Below are 16,508 nucleotides of genomic sequence, written 5' to 3'. Positions count from 1 at the left end.
CCTTAACGCTTGCCGTGCAGGACGGTGATCAGCTTGGCGACCAGCGCGTCCGTGGTTTCCTTGCGGGAGAAGGAAGTGAGCGTGAGCGGCGCGGTGAACCGCTGCCGGGCCACGGCCTTCGGGCGGGCGAACTCGCGCAGTCCTTCCGGGCCGTGGATCCGCCCGAACCCGGAATCGCCGACGCCGCCGAAGGGCAGCGACGCGATGCCGGCGAACGACAGCGGCGCGTTCACCGCGGTCATGCCCGCTCGCAGCCGCGACGCCAGCTCGGCGCCGCGCGCCCGCGAGAACACCGTGGAACCGAGGCCGTACTTGGTCGCGTTGGCCTTCTCGACCGCTTCGTCCATGTCGCGGACCTTGGCGATGGTGACCGTGGGGCCGAACGTCTCCTCGCGCACCGCCTCGGAGTCCTCCGGGACGTCGACCAGCACGGTCGGCTGGACGTAGCGGTCGCCGACGCTCTCCACGCCGCCGACCAGCGCTTTTCCGCCCCGGTTCAGCGCGTCCTCGATGTGCCGGCGGATCACCGAGAGCTGCGACGGCATGGTGATCGGGCCGTACTGCGCGTCCTCGTCGGAGCCGGCGCGCACGTTCTTCGCCTTCTCGACGACCCGCGCGAGGAACTCGTCGGCCACCCGCTCGTGCACGTAGACGCGCTCGACGCCGACGCAGGTCTGGCCGGAGTTGGAGAACGCGCCCCAGACGGTGGCGTCGGCCGCCGCTTCGAGGTCCGCGTCCGCGTCGACCAGCAGCGCGTCCTTGCCGCCCGCCTCGATCACGACCGGGGTGAGCGTGTTCGCGGCGGCGGCCATGATCTTCTTGCCGGTGGCCGCGGAGCCGGTGAACGCGATCTTGTCGACGCCGGAGCCGACCAGCGCGGCTCCGGTCTCGCCGAACCCGGTGATCAGCTGCAGCACCGGCTGCTCGGGCACGATCTCGGTGAACGCGTCGACCAGCCATTTCCCGACGCCGGGGGTGAACTCGCTCGGCTTGAACACGACGGCGTTGCCCGCGGCCAGCGCGTAGGCGATGGAGCCGAGCGGGGTGAACACCGGGTAGTTCCAGGGCCCGATCACGCCGACGACGCCGAGCGGGAGGTATTCGACGGTCGCGGCCTGGTTAGCCATCAGCAGGCCGGACGAGCGGCGGTGCTTGCCGAGCACCTTGCGGGCGTTCTTCGCCGCCCACGCGATGTGCTCGATCGCCAGCACGCTCTCGAGCTGGGCGTCCGCGATCGGCTTGCCGGTTTCGTCGCGCACGACCTGGCATAGCTGCGGCAGCCGCCGGGTGAGCACGCCCTTCCAGCGCTGCAGCCGCTCCGCGCGCCCGGCGAAGCCGAGGCCGTCCCACCAGCGTGCGGCCGCCCTAGCCCGCTCGACGGCGGCGCCGACCTCGTCGGCCGTGTGCACCGGGTAGGTGCCGACGACCTCGTCGGTGGCCGGGCTGAGCGAATCGAACGTCTCGCCGACGGGCGTCGGCTTCGGCTGGACCGCGGTCATCGGCGTCTCCCCGTCTCGGTGAACCCCCAGGCTACGAGGTTGCTGACACTCTGCCAACAGTTGCCCGGGCTTCCCGCCAGCATGTCATCCGCGAGCGGGCGCGGAAAGTCCTCCGGCCGGGAGGCCGCGCTGGACGGCGGTGCCGGACCGGTGCCGAAGCGTAGGGTTGAGCCGACCAATCTGGTAAGGAGAAAACCTGATGCGGATCGTCCATTTCGGACATTCCTGCGTACTGCTCGAGACCGCCGCGGAGCGGATTCTGCTCGACCCGGGCACGTTCTCCACCGGCTTCGAGGCCGAGCGCGAACTGTCCGCGGTGCTGATCACCCACCAGCACTTCGACCACCTCGACGTCGAACGGCTGCCCGGCCTGCTCGAGGCGAACCCGGACGCGAAACTGATCGTCGACCCGGGTTCGGCCGAGGCGATCGAGAAGCTGCACCTGGAGTTCGAGGTCGCCAAGCCCGGCGACGCGTTCGAGTTCGGCGGCACGTCGGTGTCGGTCGTCGGCGGCGAGCACGCGGTGATCCACGCCGACATCCCGGTGATCCCGAACATCGGCTACCTCGTCGACCACGGCGCGTTCTACCACCCGGGCGACTCGTTCTTCGTGCCCGAGCAGAAGGTCGACGTGCTCGGCCTGCCCACCGGCGCCCCGTGGCTGAAGGCGGGCGAAGCGGTGGACTTCCTGCGCGCGGTCGCGCCGCGCCGCTCGGTGCCGATCCACGAGGCAGTGCTGGCCAACCCGGCGATGCACTACGGGCTGTTCCAGAACCTCGCACCGGAGGGCACCGAGGTGCAGGTGCTAGAGCGAGGCGTCGCGACGGAGGTCTAGGCGGGAGCGGTGTGGCGCAGGGAGCCGTAGGTGCTCCCGAAGGCCCGGTTTTCGAGGGCGACGTCCACCGCGTCCAGCAACGCCTGCCGCAAGCCGGGGCGGCTGAGGTCGACGGCATCGATGCCGAGCCGCACCAGCCCGCCTCGGCGCGCGGCCCGGGCGGAGGCCAGTACGAGCGCGAAGCAACGGACAGTCTCCGTACGGTGCGACTGGCTCGTGAAGTCCTGTACGCGGGCGCGCCGGGTCTCGCCGGTCACCAGGTCTCGAACAGCGTTCTGGTCGGCGCACAGCGTGAAGCCGTGCTCCCGCAACGCCTGTACGGTGCCGGGCGACGCGAGCCACCGCGGCGGCGCGAAGCCGTCAACGGTCACGCCTGTCGCGTCGAGAGCCGCCTTCGCGGCGATGAGCCGAAGCCGCGCTTCGTGCGCGGGGAGCGCGGCGAACTCGGCCTTACGGCCCAGGTGCACGGCGCGATGCGTCGGCGGGATGCGGTGGTCGTAGCCGTTGAGCAGCACCGAGTCGCCCGCTGCGGCGCGCGTACGGACCCAGGCCGTGACAGGTCCGTCTTCGGTGCGCGCGACATGCAGAATCGACAGCGGGACGTGCCGACGTTCGAGTTCGGCCGCCAGATGCGCACACCGGTGCAGCGTGCGCGTGGTGACCCCGGACAGCGAGACCAGCAGGCGAGCATCCACGCCACCATTGCGCCGCAGCCGTGTGGCGATCGCCTGACCGCATCGTGAACTGCGAGTGAGACTTACGCGGCGGACAGTCACTGCCGGGGTTGGCGTGCGGTTTAGGCGGCTTTGCGGCAGTGCCAGATGAGCATCGACGGCACGTCTTTCGCTGCCGCCGCCAAGGCGTCCGGGACCAGGCCGTTGAGTGACCACGGCCAGAGGTCCCACGGCCCGCCGCCGGGAACGTGCCGCGGCGGGGCCGGTGCGGGCGTCGGCTCCTGGCAGCTCACCGGGGCGAGGCCCGCGGCGAGGAACGCACGCAGGTAGTCGCCGACGCGGTGGTAGCTCGTGCGTACTCGGGCCGGGGCGCCGTCGGCCGTGCGTACGGACGGGATCGATCCGCGCTGGACCTGCTCGGGGTGCACGTCGGAGAGGACGAGGTGCCCACCAGGGGCGAGGACGCGAGCGAACTCCGCGATCACCGGAGCCAGGTCCGGCACGTGCGACAGGGCGAGACCGCAGAGCACGACGTCCTGCGAACCGTCGTCGACCGGGAGTTCGCGCAGGTCGGCGACCAGGGTCGAGTCGGCCTTGGCGTGACTGAGCATCTCGGGCGACCCGTCGACGGCGACGACGTGGTGGCCGCGTTCGACCAGAAGACGGGTGAGACGTCCGGTGCCGCAGGCAGCGTCAAGTGCGCGGCCCGGCGGGATGGCGTCGAGAATCTCCGCGAGGTAGGGCTCGTCGGCGAAGGCGGCGTTTTCGCCGGAGTCGTACGCGGCCGCCCAGCGGGCGTAACCGTCTCGTGGGGCGAGCTGGGTGACTTCAACGCCGTCGGCTAGGTCGTGGTCGGCCAGCAGTGCGCGGATCTCGGCCAGTCGCGCTTCGACGAACTCGCGGTCGTGCTCGCCGGTGAACGCGCGGAGCAGCGCGGTTCCTTCGATGCCGATGAGGTAGGCGAGAGGATGCTCGTAGCTCACTCTCGCGGACGCTAACCGGGCAAAAGCCGCAGGGCCACCGATTTTCGCGCTCGCCGCCGCACCATGGCTCGATGGAGACACCCCCGGCGGATTACGTTCTGCGCCAGGCGAAACACCGAGGCTGATCATGCGGTCTGGGCAGGTCGCTGTCTTGCCCGGGGAGGTGCGGGATCCGGGCTCAGCAGCTCACGGATTGACCGGTTTGGCCGCCTCCACCAGACGGCGCACCGCGACCGCGATCCGCCCGCGCAGGTCGGGGTCGACAAGAGCCCCGTCCTCGACCGCCTGACGGGGAATCGGGATTCGAGCACAAGCGTCGTCGACGATGCGGGTGCCCGCGTAGGTGAGCGTCTTGCGGAGAGACGCGTGCGCGTCGGTGCCCCCGGTCGGCGCGGCGACCGAAGACGCGTTGATCCACGCGACAGGTTTGCCGTACATCTCGCCGCCGCCGATGGTCCAGTCGAGCAGGTTCTTGAACGAACCCGGCAGGCCGCCGGCGTACTCAGGGGTGCAGAACAGGACGCCGTCCGCCGCCCCGATCGCCTCCCGCAACGCCGCGACCTCGGCGGGCAGCGGGTCCCGGTCGTGGTCCGGATTGAAGTGCGGCAGCCCGGCGAGCCCGCCGTACACAGTGGACGGCGTGAACCCGGCCGCGGTCGCGATGACAGCCGTGTTGACCGAACCGGCCCGCAGACTGCCGCTGATGAGCAGAAGCACGAAGCCCAGTGTGCCAGCGCGGACGCCGCCGCGGGATCGCCTTTGTCCGGAGGCACCTGACGTTCACCCGCTGCTACCGCGCGAACGCGATTGCCGCACACCGTCAGCACCGGCCGCCTCGGCGTGGACACGATTCTGAAGCGTGCCAGTGGCTACACGCAGGGCGGCAGCCTTGGTCATCCGTCCGAAATCTGCCGCGGAAACGCCCGATCGACCTGATTTCCCGTGCCGAGCAACGCAGGACAGTGGGCGATCAGTGGCGAATTGGCCTGAAACAGCGGAGTAAAGCCTCCGGAACAGCCGTCACATCGACGGCACCGAGCCTCGCGTTTGGCCCTCCGAGATCACTGCCGGCGACGGACCCGCCCTGGTGTTTCTTCGCTACTGACCAGCCACCGGACTGCGCACCACCCTCACTCCCACACCACCCCGTCTCGTTGACCCTGCGCCAATCCGGCCGCCGCGGCTGCCGCTCGGGTTTCCGGGTCCATCGGGTTCGGCCCGATCGCCGCGACCGAGGCCTCGTCCGGCTCCAGCACCGCCACCTTCGCGCCTGCCGCGCGGAGATCCGCCAGCACCTGTTCGAACGGCCGCTCCGTCGGGAGCACCTCCGCCGCACCCATCGGGACAACCACCGTCACCTCGGCGAAACCTGTTGCGTAGTCGGCGTTCGCGGAGGAGCGGATGCCGCCGTCGACGTAACGCCTGCCGTTGATCGGCACTGCCGGCCAGATGCCGGGCAACGCGCAGCTCGCCGCCACCGCGGCGACCAGCGGGACGCCGGACGCACGGTCGAACACCACAGGTTCACCCGTTTCCGCTTCCACCGCAACGATTTTCACCGCACGCTCGGGCCAATCGTGGGACGGCAGACGGGATTCGATCACCGCGCGCCGCCGCGGTTCCGGTACGGTTTCCGCGGCCAATGCGTATTTTCCCACCGCTGCGCGGATGTCCGCCGCGGTGCCGCCGCCGGCCAGCACCGCGGCGAACTCCTCGCCGAACTTTTCCGGGTCGAACTCGGCCGCGATCTCCGCCGCTTGCACAGCCGGATCGGTCTGCCGCGCGTACAACTGCGGCAGCGGCAGTCCGCTGCCCAGCTGCGCCGCCACCGCCGCGCCCGCCGACGTGCCGATCAGCACGTCGGCTCCGGTCACGTCCTGGCCCGCTTCCGCGAGCCCGGCCAGCAAACCGGTCGTCCACGCGATCCCGGCGACGCCACCGCCGCCCAACACCAAAGCTCGGCTCATGCCGCTCCTCTCACCGGTGTCCACTCTGCCCTAGGGCACGGACAATTTCCGGAGCGCCGATTCCAGCAGGGCGTCCGTCTCGGATCTCGGCAACGCCAGCTCCAGCAACGTTTCCGCCGCCTCGCGGTATTTCGCCACCCGCGCCGGGCTCGAACTGCTCGCGCTCTCCCGCAGCAACCGCTCGTGGACGATCGACGGCAGGTCCGCGAAATCGAAAATCGTGAACGCCCTGCCCAGATCGGGGCGGTGGTCCGCCGGGACCACTCGCACCTCGACCTTGCCCTCCGCCAACCGCTCGCGCAGGTGCCACAGCTGCTCCGCCATCGCGTCCGCGCCGCCGATCCTCTTGTGCAGCGCCGTTTCCCCCAGCACCAGCACACACCGCGTGCCCGAATCGAGCACCGCTCGCCGCGCCAGCCTCTCGGCTACCCGCGCCTCCACCTCGTCCGCGACAGCGCCCGAAGCGGCCGACAGCAACGCTCGCGCGTACCCGCTCGTCTGCAACAACGGCGGCACTACCTCCGGCTCCCAGCCGAACACTGCCTCCGCCGTGCGCTCCCACTCCAGGTACGGCTCTTCTCCGCCGCTGTCTATCCAGTCCTGCTCTCGCGCTCCTCGCGCCATCTCCACTATTCGCCTGCGGTCCGGCCCGATCACCCTGCAGTGCGCCAGGACCGCTCCGATGTCCTCCGGCTTCGGCAGCCGCAGTCCTCGTTCCCAGTTCGTCACGAAACCAGGCGTCATCCCCAGCAACCGGGCCAACTCTCTTACACCCAGTCTTCTTCTCTCCCGCGCCGCGCGTAACTCCAGGCCCAATGCCCTCGCGCGCGGTGTTGCGTACGGTGTGGTCATGGTTGCAGTCTGTCAGGGGGTGCCGACAGTTTTCGGGGTTCTCTCCCTGGGGCCCTTCGCTCTTTCCTAGAGCCACTCCTCCAGCGACAACCCCGTCAGCCTCTCGTACGCCTCCACGTACCTTCCCCTCGTCGCCTCCACCACTTCCCTCGGCAACGGCGGCGGCTGCACGTTCGACGCCCTGTCCCAGCCCGACTCCGGCCCCGTCAGCCAATTGCGCACGTACTGCTTGTCGAACGACGGCTGCACCCTTCCCGGCTCGTACCCCTCCGCCGGCCAGTACCGCGACGAATCCGGCGTCAGCACTTCGTCCGCCAGCACCAGCGCGCCCGTCTCGTCCACACCGAACTCGAACTTCGTGTCCGCCAGCAGGATTCCGCGCTTCGCCGCCACTTCCGCACCACGGCGGTACACCGCGAGCGTCGTTTCGCGTAGCTCCTCCGCACGCTTCGCGCCGATAGTCGCGACTACGGCGTCGAAAGAAACGTTCTCGTCGTGCTCGCCGAAGGCCGCCTTCGTCGCGGGCGTGAAGATCGGCGACGGCAGCTTCGAGGCTTCTACGAGACCTTCCGGCAGCTCTACGCCGCACACTGCGCCCGTACGCTGGTAGTCCGAGTACCCAGACCCCGTGAGGTACCCGCGCGCGACAGCCTCCACCGGAAGCATGTCGAGACGGCGTACGAGCAGCGCGCGTCCGCGTACCTCGGCGGGGATGCGCGGGTCGTCGTACGCGACGAGGTGGTTCGGGACCAGGTCCGACAGCTGCTCGAACCAGAACACGCTCATCGCCGTGAGCACGCGGCCCTTGTCGGGGATAGGCGTGTCCAGGATGAAGTCGTAGGCGGAGATGCGGTCCGAGGTGACCAGCAGCAGGTGGTCGTCTCCGACCGCGTACAGGTCCCGGACTTTTCCGGCGGCGATCTTCGGGTAATCGGCGAGCGTCGTCACTGCTGCACCCTAACCCGAGCACCGCTACCACGAGGATGATGCAGGTCATGGCCTACCGCTGGATTTCGTTCACCTCCGACTACGGGCTGCACGACGGCTTCGTGGCCGCCTGCCACGGGGTCATCGCCGGCATCGCGCCCGACGTACGCGTTCTCGATGTGACACACCTCGTCCCGCCGCAACAGGTGCGCTCAGGCGCGGCAGTGCTCGCGCAGACCGTGCCGTCCCTGCCTAAGGCCGTACACCTCGCTGTCGTCGACCCCGGCGTCGGCACAGAGCGCCGAGGCATCGTGGTGGTCGCGACGCACGGCATCTTGGTCGGCCCGGACAACGGTCTGCTGATACCCGCCGCAGAAGCGCTAGGCGGCGTGTACGCGTCGTACGTGATCGATGTGCGCACGCCGACGTCCGCGACCTTTCACGGCCGGGACATCTTCGCACCTGTTGCCGCGAAGCTCGCTCTCGGCGCGCACCCCGGCTCCTTCGGGCCCGCCATCCGTGACCTGGTCCGGCTGCCGGAACCGCTGGTCGCGGCGTTTCCTGGCAAGCTCGTGTCGGATGTGCTGACCGTCGACCACTTCGGCAACGTCCAGCTCGCCGCCACTCCCGCCGACCTCGAACTAACCGGGCTGACCGGTGAGGTGACGGTGCACAGCGAGCAGGTCGCGGTGTCCGCCGCGATCGGCCGGACCTTCGCCGACGTGCCCCCCGGCGCGAACCTCGTCTACACCGACTCGGCGGGAAGGCTGGCCGTCGCCGTCAACGGCGGTTCGGCGGCCTCGGTGCTGCGGATCGGGCCGGCCGAGGAATGCACGATCACCGCGTCGCCGACCGCCAGCTGACCGGGCCGGGTCACCGCCGCCTTCATGCCGAAGAGGACGCCGCCCGCCGGATCGCGGTGGTACGCCGCGAGCGTGCGAATCGGCTCCGGACCGGAGCGCTTGCCGGTTTCCTGGTCGACCATCGGCACCGCGCACCGGACGCACAGCTTCGCGTAGGCGAACTCGGCCCCGCCCGCTTCCATCCGGCGGACGGAGTCCTCGGCGTGCGGTTCCGCCCAGCCGCGGATCACGAGATTCGGCCGGAACCGGTCCATCGGCACCGGTTCGCCGCCGCGCTCGGCGATCCGTTCGTTCAGATGGTCCAAAGAGGACTCCGAGATCACGAGGATCGCGTGACCGTCGGCGAACGTCGCGGTACCGGGCGTCTCACCGCTCGTGACCCGCTCATGCTCCGGGGTGACTCCGAGCAGCACGGACGGCTGACCCACCACGGTGGAGAACCACTCAGCGGCGTCGGCGCCCTGGTAGATGCCCTCGCCGGTCCAGTTGAAGGTGGACGCGGGGTGGCGTTGGCCGTCCTTCTGGACCTCGATGGTCAGGTCTTCCATCCCCGGCGCGGACAAGGCGAGGCGAGTGCCGCCGTCGAGGAGGCGGGGCCGGATGGCGGCCATGACGGGGAAGCGGCGCTGGCTGCGGAAGTCGCCGTCGGGAGCGGTGAGGATGAACTCACGGTCGTGCGCGAGACCGGCCGGGGTCGCTTCGGCGGACTGGACTGTGGTGCCGGCGCAGCCTTTGACCGGGTAGTACGTGAGCCGAGAGATCATCCCCATGGGGTTTACGGTACCTGGCCGTCCGAAGGGGACTGGGGTGCACGATCCCGCACGCGCAGCTGCCGCGCCGGTACCCTGCGGACTCGTGGAGCTGCTGCCGTTCGACGAGTACGTGCGCTCGCTGCCACGGAAGCGGATGTCGGCAGGCACCCTGCTCCGCGACGAAACCGGCCGCGTCCTGCTCGTCGAGCCGTCCTATAAGGACAGTTGGGACATACCCGGCGGGGTGTGCGAGGCAGGCGAGCCGCCGTGGCGCACGGCGCGCCGGGAACAAGCCGAGGAAATCGGGATCGACCGCCCGCTCGGCCCGCTCCTGGTCATCGACTACGCGCCGGACGACGGCCGGATGCCAGAAGGACTCGCGTTCATCTTCGATGGCGGACGAATCTCCGCCGAAGAAACCGCCCGCCTAATCCTCACCGACCCGGAGATCCTGGCCGTCCACCTGCTGCCGCTCGACGATGCGACTCAGCGAGTCGCCCCCTCGCTGGCCCGGCGGCTCCGAGTCGCCTGGGAAGCCGCACGGACCAGCGACAGCTTCATCCTCTGCGAGGACGGCCAACCCCTCACAACACCTGCGACAAGAACTGCTGCAACCGAGGACTAGCCGGTGCCTCGAACACCTGGTCCGGCGTCCCCTGCTCCACGATCCGCCCCGCGTCCATGAACGCGACCTCGTCCGCCACGCTCCGGGCGAACCCCATCTCGTGCGTCACCACGATCAACGTGAGACCCCGCGAAGCCAGCCCCGCCATCAGGTCCAGTACGCCCTTCACCAGCTCCGGGTCCAGCGCACTCGTGGCCTCGTCGAAGAGCATCACTTCCGGTTCCATCGCCAGCGCGCGGGCGATCGCCACCCGTTGCTGCTGGCCTCCGGACAGCGCGGCCGGGCGGTACGGGGCCTTGTCCGCGAGCCCGACTTCCGCCAGCCGGGTACGGGCGACCTCCGCCGCGTCCTCTTTGGACAGACCGCGCACGCTGCGCAGCGGCAGCACGATGTTGTCCAGCACGCTTCGATGCCCGAACAGGTTGAAGTGCTGGAACACCATCCCCACCCGCTGGCGCAACGCGTCCGGATCCGAGGCGATGACGCTTTCCCCGTCCAGCAGCAGGTCGCCGCTGTCCGGTTCCTGCAGGCGGTTCACGCAGCGCAGCAACGTGGACTTGCCGGAACCGGACGGGCCGATGACGCACGTAGTGCTGCCGCTGGGCACCTTCAGGTTCACCCCGCGCAGGACCTCCAACGTTCCGAAACGAACGTGGATGTCCTTCAGTTCCACCGAAGAAGAACGAATCGCCGTGCTCATATCGTCGCCCCACCCGCGAGCATTTCGTTGCTCTCCGCGGTCACCTTGCGACCGGTCTGCAGCCGCTTGTCGATGTAGTTCACCAGATGCGTCAGCGGCACGGTGATCACCAGATAGACCACGCCCGCCGCGACCAAGGGTGACAGGTTTCCGGTGTTGGCCGCGAGGTCCTGGCCGATGCGGAACAGTTCCCGTTGCGAGGTAAGGAAACCGAGGAAGTACACCAGGGTCGAGTCCTTCACCAGCGCGATGAACTGGTTCACCAGCGCGGGCAGCACCCGCCGCACGCCCTGTGGGATCACCACCAGCAGCATCGCCTTGGAGTAGCTCATGCCGAGCGCTCGGCTCGCCTCCAGCTGTCCTTTGTCGACGCTCTGGATCCCGGCGCGGAAGATCTCGCCGATGTACGCGGCGGCGATCAGGCTCAGCGCGGCGATGCCCAGCGGGTACGGGTTGTTGCCCACCAACCCGCGGGCGAGCAGCCCGACCCCCTGACCGATCACCAGGATCGTCAGAATCGCGGGCAGGCCACGGAAAATGTCCGTGTACACCCGCGCGGGCCAGCGCAGCCAGCGTTTGGTGGACAGGCCCATCACCGCGAGCACCATGCCGAGCAGGGTCCCGATAACAGCAGCCGCCACCGACAGGATCAGGGTGTTCAGCAGGCCGGTCTTGAGCAGGTCCGGGAAAACCTCCCAGATGTACTGCCAGTTGAGGAAAGTGTCGAGAAACTGGTCCATCAGGCTACTTCGTCTTGAAATCAGCGGGAACCGGAATGTTCGGCTCGAACTGCTGGTGCACCTTCTGCCAGGTGCCGTCCGCGACGGCCTTCTTGATGCCGTCGTTCAGCTTGCCCAGCAGTTCGGTGTTGCCCTTGCGCACCGCGTACCCGTGCGGAATGTTGGTGGTGATCGACTTCGTGACCTTCAGCGCGGGATTCTTGGCCGCGTAGTCCTCCGCGGACACCTGGTCGAACACCGCGCCGTCGACCGCACCGGAGTTGAGCGCGCTCAGCGCCGCCGCGTCGCTCGGGAACCGGACCGCCTGCGCCTTCGGCGCGTTCGCGCCGAGCCAGGTGTCCGACACCGTGCCCTGCACCACGCCGATCCGCTTGCCCGCCAACGAGTTCTCGTCGGTGATGCCCGCGCTCGCCTTCGCCTCGATGCCGAGCGACTGGTAGTTGTACGGATCGCTGAACGCCACCGTCTTCTTGCGCTCGTCGGTCTGCGCGATCGCCGAACTGCCGATGTCGAAGCGGCCGTTCGCGACGCTGCCGAGCAGCGCCGAGAAATCGGTCGCGACGAATTCCAGCTTCAGGCCCTCTTTCGCGGCGATATCCTTCAGCAACGCGTTGTCGAACCCAGTGAATTCGCCGTTCTCCTGGTAGGCGTTGGGCCGGGAATCGCTGAGGGTGCCGACCCGCAGGGTCTCGCCGGCGTCGCCACCGCACGCGGTGAGACCGGCGACCAGTGCCGCCGTGACGGCGGTGACGATCAGTTTCTTCATGCCACCAGTGTGCCCGGGCATCAGGAGTTCGCCACCGGGAGGCCCGGGCCGCCCTTCTCCAGCTCCTTCGCGACCGGCGCTTCCTTGAAGAACTGTGCGTGCAGCCGGGCCGCGGTGCCGTCGGCGATCGCCTTGGCCAGGCCGTCGTTGATCTTCTTCAGCAGCTCGGTGTTCGACTTGGCGACCGCGAAGGCCGACGGGGTGTCCTTGTCCGCGACGGTGTAGCCGAATTCGAGCGGCACGGCCGGGTTCTGGTCGAGGTACTTCTGGCCGATGTCCTTGGGCACGACCCAGCCGTCGAGACCGCCGGTCTTCAGCTGCGCGAAACCGGCGTTGTAGTCCGGGAAGCGGACAACCTGCGCGCCGGCGAGCTTGCCGGCGAACTCGTCCTGCACCGAACCCTGCACGACGCCGACCCGCTTGCCCGCGAACGAGTTCGCGGCGGGCAGCGCGGCGCCCTTCTTGCTGACGACGGTGGTGTAGCTGGTGTCGTAGCCGTTGCTGAAGGCCACCGTCTTCTTGCGCGCGGCGGTCGCGGAGATCGTCGAGCTGCCGATGTCGAGCTGGCCGCCGGCGACCTTGGCGAGCAGGCCGGAGAACTCGGTGCCGACGAACTCGACCTGGAAGCCCTCGCGTTTGGCGATGTCCCGGAGCAGTTCGTTGTCGTAGCCGGTGAACTGGCCGTTTTCGAGGTAGATGCTGGGCGGGGCGTCGGTGAGGGTGCCGACGCGCAAGGTTTCCCCGGAAGCGTCCGAGGATCCGCACGCCGTAAGGCCCGCGGTGGCGGCGACTACGACGGCGAGCGTGCTGAGGATCTTTCTCATGACTTCTTCCTGAATATCCGGGAGGCGCAGACAAGAAGCGCCAGGCCGCGGGTTGGCGGTCTGGCGCTTCCGGGTTCGGCAGGAAGATTAAAAGCTTCGCCCGATCGAGTAATGCCGTCTCAGCACGTGGACGACGTGCGCGCGCTCACAGAATCGGCTGCGGCGCGTACTTCGCGGCGTCCGGGAATCGCTTGAGCACGTCCTCGACGCGCGCCGCGACTTCTTCGACCTGACGCGGGGCCACGCCGGTGAACGAGATCCGGTCGGCGAGGAGTTCGTCCAGGTCAGCGCGGTCGAGCGGGATCCGCTCGTCGGCCGCGAGGCGGTCGAGCAGGTCGTTCTCCGCACCGCGTTCGCGCATCGCGAGGGCGACGCCGACGGCGTTCTCCTTGATGGCCTCGTGAGCCGTCTCACGCCCGACGCCCCGCCGCACGGACGCCATGAGCACCTTCGTGGTGGCGAGGAACGGGAGATAGCGATCAAGCTCACGCTCGACCACGGCCGGGAACGCGCCGAATTCGCCGAGCACGGTGAGGAAGGTCTCCAGCAGGCCGTCGAGCGCGAAGAACGCGTCCGGCAGCGCGACGCGACGGACCACGGAATCCGAGACGTCGCCCTCGTTCCACTGGTCGCCGGCCAGTTCGCCGATCATCGACAGGTAGCCGCGCAGCACCACCGCGAGACCGTTCACGCGCTCGCAGGAACGGGTGTTCATCTTGTGCGGCATGGCCGACGACCCGACCTGGCCCGGTTTGAAGCCCTCGGTGACCAGTTCGTGCCCGGCCATCAGCCGGATCGTCTTCGCGAGGCTGGACGGCGCGGCGGCGAGCTGGACCACAGTGGACAGCACGTCGAAGTCGAGCGAACGCGGGTACACCTGGCCGACGCTGACGAACCGGTTGCCGAAGCCGAGGTGCTCGGCGATCCGCGATTCCAGCTGGTCCAAAGTGGACTCGTCGCCGAGCAGGTCGAGCATGTCCTGCGCGGTGCCGACCGGACCCTTGATGCCGCGCAGCGGGTAGCGCTCGATCAGGTTGTCCAGCCGGGAGAACGCGACCAGCAGCTCGTCGGCGGCGGTCGCGAAACGCTTGCCGAGCGTGGTCGCCTGCGCGGCGACGTTGTGCGAGCGGCCGGCCATCACCAGGTCGGAGTGCTCGACCGCGAGCGCGGCCAGCCGCGACAGCACCGCGGCGACGCGGGCACGGACCAGCTCCAGCGACCGGAGCAGCTGCAACTGCTCGACGTTCTCGGTGAGGTCGCGCGAGGTCATGCCCTTGTGCACGTGCTCGTGCCCGGCGAGGGCGTTGAACTCCTCGATCCGGGCCTTCACGTCGTGCCGGGTGACGCGTTCGCGGGCGGCGATCGATTCGAGGTCGACCTGCTCGACCACGCGCTCGTAGTCGTCGAGGACGCCATCGGGCACCTCGACGCCCAGTTCGGCCTGAGCCCGCAGCACGGCGAGCCACAGCCGCCGCTCGAGCACGACCTTGCGTTCGGGCGACCAGAGCGCCACCAGCTCAGGCGAGGCGTAGCGGGCGGCGAGCACGTTCGGAATGCGGGGCTTGTCCGTCACGCGGCCACGATACCTGCGCAGGTCAGCGCGGCGGTCACCACTCCGTGAAGCTGCCGTCGGCCAGCCGCCACACCGGCGACCGCCAGGCGTGCCCGGTCTCGTCGGCGCGGCGGACGGCTTCCTCGTCCACCTCAATGCCGAGCCCGGGCGAGGTCGGGCGCGCGGCGTAGCCGTCGACGAAGCGGAACAGCGCGTCGTCCGCGAGATAGGCCACTGGTTCGCGGCCGTCGTGATAGTGCATGCCGAGGCTTTGTTCCTGGATCAGGAAGTTCGGCGTCGCGAACGCGACCTGCAGCGCGGCGGCCAGCGAGATCGGGCCGAGCGGGCAGTGCGGGGCGAGGTTCGCGCCGTACACCTCGGCCAGCGCGGCGATCCGGCGCAGTTCCGAGATGCCGCCCGCGTGCGACGGGTCCGGCTGCACCACGGCGACGCCCGCGTCCAGCACCGGTTTGAACTCCCAGCGCGAGAACAGCCGTTCCCCGAGCGCGATCGGGACCGTCGACGCCTCGACCACCGACGCCAGCACGTCGGCGGGCAGTTCCGGCAGCACCGGCTCTTCGACGAACATCGGTTGTACTTCCTCGAGCATCTTCACCAGCCGTCGCGCCATCGCGGGCGAGACGCGGCCGTGGAAGTCGATCGCCAGGTCGCGGTCGGGTCCGAGGGCTTCCCGGGCCTGCCGGGCGCGGGCCAGCGCAGCCGCCGCCTCGGCGGGCGTGGCGATCGGCCCGAGCGGACCGGCCACGTTCATCTTCACCGCGGTGAAACCACGCTCGACCTGCGCGGACACCGCGTCGAAGATCCCCGACGGACGGTCCCCGCCTACCCACGAATACACCCGGACGCGGTCGCGCACCGGACCGCCGAGCAGCTCGTGCACCGGAGCGTTCCGCGCCTTGCCCGCGATGTCCCACAACGCCTGGTCGAACCCGGCGAGCGCGCTGGAAAGCACCGGACCACCACGATAGAAACCGCCGCGCCGCAGCACCTGCCAGTGGTCCTCGATGCGCAGCGGGTCCTTCCCGACGACCAGCTCAGCCAGCTCGTGCACGGCCGCGCGGACGGTACCGGCGCGCCCTTCCACGACCGGTTCGCCCCAGCCGGTGATGCCTTCGTCGGTGCTGACCTTGAGGAACAACCAGCGCGGCGCGACGAGGAACGTCTCGATCCCGGTGATCTGCACCCTGTCTCCTAAGCGGAATCTTTGGCGGCCGACCAGCCGCCGTCGACAGTGAGGTCGGCACCCGTGACGAACGACGCTGCGGGCGAGAGCAGGAAGGCGATCACCGCGGCGACTTCGGCTGGGTCGCCGAGCCGTCCGGCAGGCGTCGCGCGGACGCTGCGTTCGCGGTCTTCCGCGCTGATCCGGTGCCACGCCTCGGTTTCGACCGGGCCGGGAAGCACCGAATTCACCCGGACCTCCGGCGCGTACTCCACGGCCAGCTGCCGGGCCAGAGATACCAACGCGCCTTTGCTGGCCGCGTACGCCGGATGGCCCGGCAGCCCGAATCGTGCGTGCACCGAGGAAACCAGCACCACCGAGCCGCGACGAGCCCGCAGCGACGGCAGGAAAGTCCGCACTGCCAGGTACGCCGCGGTGAGGTTCACGTCCAGCTGTCGTTGCCATTGTGCGCGGCCGGTTTCGTGCAATGGGCCCAAAGTCGGCAGGTACGCGTTGCTGACCACGGCGTCGGCTTCGCCGGCCAGATCCAGAACGCGTTGCCACGTCTCGTCGTCGGTCACGTCGCCCTGGACGCCGCCGGAGACCGGGGCGAGGTCGACGCCGATCACCCGGTAGCCGTCGGCGTTGAGCTGGCGGGCGGTCGCGGCTCCGATTCCGGACGCCGCGCCGGTCACCACGGCAGTACGCATGGTTCGCAAGCATGCCGGGGCGGCAGCGAAGCCGTCAAGAATAATTAGTAATTTAT

At 69.3% G+C, this 16,508-nt stretch carries 18 protein-coding genes; 3 read left to right on the top strand and 15 right to left on the bottom strand.

Translation table 11 applies throughout. The features are described from left to right. Window positions 1-2 precede the first annotated feature (2 nt). Window positions 3-1,499, bottom strand: coding sequence for an aldehyde dehydrogenase family protein (locus ACWGIC_RS00550; RefSeq protein ID WP_452073745.1), 1,497 nt, complete (start codon window positions 1,497-1,499; stop codon window positions 3-5). A 199-nt stretch (window positions 1,500-1,698) separates the two neighbouring features. On the opposite strand from ACWGIC_RS00550, the gene ACWGIC_RS00545 reads away from it, so the two are divergent. Beyond that, window positions 1,699-2,334 carry an MBL fold metallo-hydrolase gene (locus ACWGIC_RS00545; protein WP_452073744.1) on the top strand — a complete coding sequence of 212 codons (636 nt, stop codon included), beginning with the start codon at window positions 1,699-1,701 and terminating at the stop codon, window positions 2,332-2,334. Here the strand turns inward: ACWGIC_RS00545 and ACWGIC_RS00540 are convergent. The 6 genes from ACWGIC_RS00540 to ACWGIC_RS00515 form a co-directional block, all read right to left on the bottom strand. After that, on the bottom strand, window positions 2,331-3,029 hold the full coding sequence (locus ACWGIC_RS00540) for a DUF2334 domain-containing protein (protein WP_452073743.1): 699 nt from the start codon (window positions 3,027-3,029) through the stop codon (window positions 2,331-2,333). The genes ACWGIC_RS00545 and ACWGIC_RS00540 overlap by 4 nt on opposite strands. Window positions 3,030-3,130: 101 nt before the next feature. Further along, window positions 3,131-3,991 (bottom strand): class I SAM-dependent methyltransferase, encoded by an 861-nt coding sequence (locus tag ACWGIC_RS00535; protein ID WP_452073742.1) that lies wholly within the window; start codon window positions 3,989-3,991, stop codon window positions 3,131-3,133. A gap of 186 nt (window positions 3,992-4,177) precedes the next feature. After that, window positions 4,178-4,654, bottom strand: coding sequence for an NADPH-dependent FMN reductase (locus ACWGIC_RS00530; protein ID WP_452073917.1), 477 nt, complete (start codon window positions 4,652-4,654; stop codon window positions 4,178-4,180). Between the two features lie 467 nt (window positions 4,655-5,121). Next, a complete protein-coding gene (locus ACWGIC_RS00525) occupies window positions 5,122-5,958 on the bottom strand; it encodes a patatin-like phospholipase family protein (protein ID WP_452073741.1) in 837 nt (278 codons plus the stop codon). Between the two features lie 30 nt (window positions 5,959-5,988). Continuing rightward, on the bottom strand, window positions 5,989-6,810 hold the full coding sequence (locus ACWGIC_RS00520) for a helix-turn-helix domain-containing protein (RefSeq protein ID WP_452073740.1): 822 nt from the start codon (window positions 6,808-6,810) through the stop codon (window positions 5,989-5,991). A gap of 66 nt (window positions 6,811-6,876) precedes the next feature. After that, window positions 6,877-7,758 (bottom strand): phosphoribosylaminoimidazolesuccinocarboxamide synthase, encoded by an 882-nt coding sequence (locus tag ACWGIC_RS00515; protein ID WP_452073739.1) that lies wholly within the window; start codon window positions 7,756-7,758, stop codon window positions 6,877-6,879. A 47-nt stretch (window positions 7,759-7,805) separates the two neighbouring features. On the opposite strand from ACWGIC_RS00515, the gene ACWGIC_RS00510 reads away from it, so the two are divergent. Further along, window positions 7,806-8,600, top strand: coding sequence for an SAM hydrolase/SAM-dependent halogenase family protein (locus tag ACWGIC_RS00510; protein ID WP_452073738.1), 795 nt, complete (start codon window positions 7,806-7,808; stop codon window positions 8,598-8,600). Here ACWGIC_RS00510 and ACWGIC_RS00505 read toward each other — a convergent pair. Further along, complete coding sequence (locus ACWGIC_RS00505) at window positions 8,483-9,370, bottom strand: MOSC domain-containing protein (protein WP_452073737.1); 888 nt, start codon at window positions 9,368-9,370, stop codon at window positions 8,483-8,485. The genes ACWGIC_RS00510 and ACWGIC_RS00505 overlap by 118 nt on opposite strands. 85 nt (window positions 9,371-9,455) lie before the next feature. On the opposite strand from ACWGIC_RS00505, the gene ACWGIC_RS00500 reads away from it, so the two are divergent. Next, window positions 9,456-9,977, top strand: coding sequence for an NUDIX domain-containing protein (locus tag ACWGIC_RS00500; RefSeq protein WP_452073736.1), 522 nt, complete (start codon window positions 9,456-9,458; stop codon window positions 9,975-9,977). Here ACWGIC_RS00500 and ACWGIC_RS00495 read toward each other — a convergent pair. The 7 genes from ACWGIC_RS00495 to ACWGIC_RS00465 form a co-directional block, all read right to left on the bottom strand. After that, complete coding sequence (locus ACWGIC_RS00495) at window positions 9,937-10,677, bottom strand: amino acid ABC transporter ATP-binding protein (protein ID WP_452073735.1); 741 nt, start codon at window positions 10,675-10,677, stop codon at window positions 9,937-9,939. The genes ACWGIC_RS00500 and ACWGIC_RS00495 overlap by 41 nt on opposite strands. Further along, the gene (locus tag ACWGIC_RS00490; RefSeq protein ID WP_452073734.1) at window positions 10,674-11,417 is read right to left on the bottom strand and encodes an amino acid ABC transporter permease; all 744 of its coding nucleotides are present in this window, start codon (window positions 11,415-11,417) and stop codon (window positions 10,674-10,676) included. The genes ACWGIC_RS00495 and ACWGIC_RS00490 overlap by 4 nt, the downstream gene beginning before the upstream one ends. Window positions 11,418-11,421: 4 nt before the next feature. After that, window positions 11,422-12,183, bottom strand: coding sequence for an ABC transporter substrate-binding protein (locus tag ACWGIC_RS00485; RefSeq protein ID WP_452073733.1), 762 nt, complete (start codon window positions 12,181-12,183; stop codon window positions 11,422-11,424). Between the two features lie 20 nt (window positions 12,184-12,203). Then, complete coding sequence (locus tag ACWGIC_RS00480; protein ID WP_452073732.1) at window positions 12,204-13,007, bottom strand: substrate-binding periplasmic protein; 804 nt, start codon at window positions 13,005-13,007, stop codon at window positions 12,204-12,206. A 145-nt stretch (window positions 13,008-13,152) separates the two neighbouring features. Further along, on the bottom strand, window positions 13,153-14,580 hold the full coding sequence (gene purB, locus ACWGIC_RS00475) for an adenylosuccinate lyase (protein ID WP_452073731.1): 1,428 nt from the start codon (window positions 14,578-14,580) through the stop codon (window positions 13,153-13,155). A gap of 34 nt (window positions 14,581-14,614) precedes the next feature. After that, window positions 14,615-15,763 carry a galactonate dehydratase gene (gene dgoD / locus ACWGIC_RS00470; RefSeq protein WP_452073730.1) on the bottom strand — a complete coding sequence of 383 codons (1,149 nt, stop codon included), beginning with the start codon at window positions 15,761-15,763 and terminating at the stop codon, window positions 14,615-14,617. Between the two features lie 8 nt (window positions 15,764-15,771). Next, a complete protein-coding gene (locus ACWGIC_RS00465; RefSeq protein WP_452073729.1) occupies window positions 15,772-16,452 on the bottom strand; it encodes an SDR family NAD(P)-dependent oxidoreductase in 681 nt (226 codons plus the stop codon). Window positions 16,453-16,508 lie beyond the last annotated feature (56 nt).

It is taken from the genome of Amycolatopsis sp. NPDC054798, from assembly GCF_053611505.1.
This window is presented reverse-complemented; position numbering and strand designations above follow the sequence as displayed.

Bases quoted from the DNA above. Each gene is read 5' to 3' on its own strand.
- ACWGIC_RS00550 (WP_452073745.1), bottom strand. From the start codon at position 1,499: ATGACCGCGGTCCAGCCGAAGCCGACGCCCGTCGGCGAGACGTTCGAT.
- ACWGIC_RS00495 (WP_452073735.1), bottom strand. From the start codon at position 10,677: ATGAGCACGGCGATTCGTTCTTCTTCGGTGGAACTGAAGGACATCCAC.
- ACWGIC_RS00545 (WP_452073744.1), top strand. From the start codon at position 1,699: ATGCGGATCGTCCATTTCGGACATTCCTGCGTACTGCTCGAGACCGCC.
- ACWGIC_RS00480 (WP_452073732.1), bottom strand. From the start codon at position 13,007: ATGAGAAAGATCCTCAGCACGCTCGCCGTCGTAGTCGCCGCCACCGCG.
- ACWGIC_RS00485 (WP_452073733.1), bottom strand. From the start codon at position 12,183: ATGAAGAAACTGATCGTCACCGCCGTCACGGCGGCACTGGTCGCCGGT.
- ACWGIC_RS00525 (WP_452073741.1), bottom strand. From the start codon at position 5,958: ATGAGCCGAGCTTTGGTGTTGGGCGGCGGTGGCGTCGCCGGGATCGCG.
- ACWGIC_RS00465 (WP_452073729.1), bottom strand. From the start codon at position 16,452: ATGCGTACTGCCGTGGTGACCGGCGCGGCGTCCGGAATCGGAGCCGCG.
- ACWGIC_RS00505 (WP_452073737.1), bottom strand. From the start codon at position 9,370: ATGGGGATGATCTCTCGGCTCACGTACTACCCGGTCAAAGGCTGCGCC.
- ACWGIC_RS00490 (WP_452073734.1), bottom strand. From the start codon at position 11,417: ATGGACCAGTTTCTCGACACTTTCCTCAACTGGCAGTACATCTGGGAG.
- ACWGIC_RS00510 (WP_452073738.1), top strand. From the start codon at position 7,806: ATGGCCTACCGCTGGATTTCGTTCACCTCCGACTACGGGCTGCACGAC.
- ACWGIC_RS00520 (WP_452073740.1), bottom strand. From the start codon at position 6,810: ATGACCACACCGTACGCAACACCGCGCGCGAGGGCATTGGGCCTGGAG.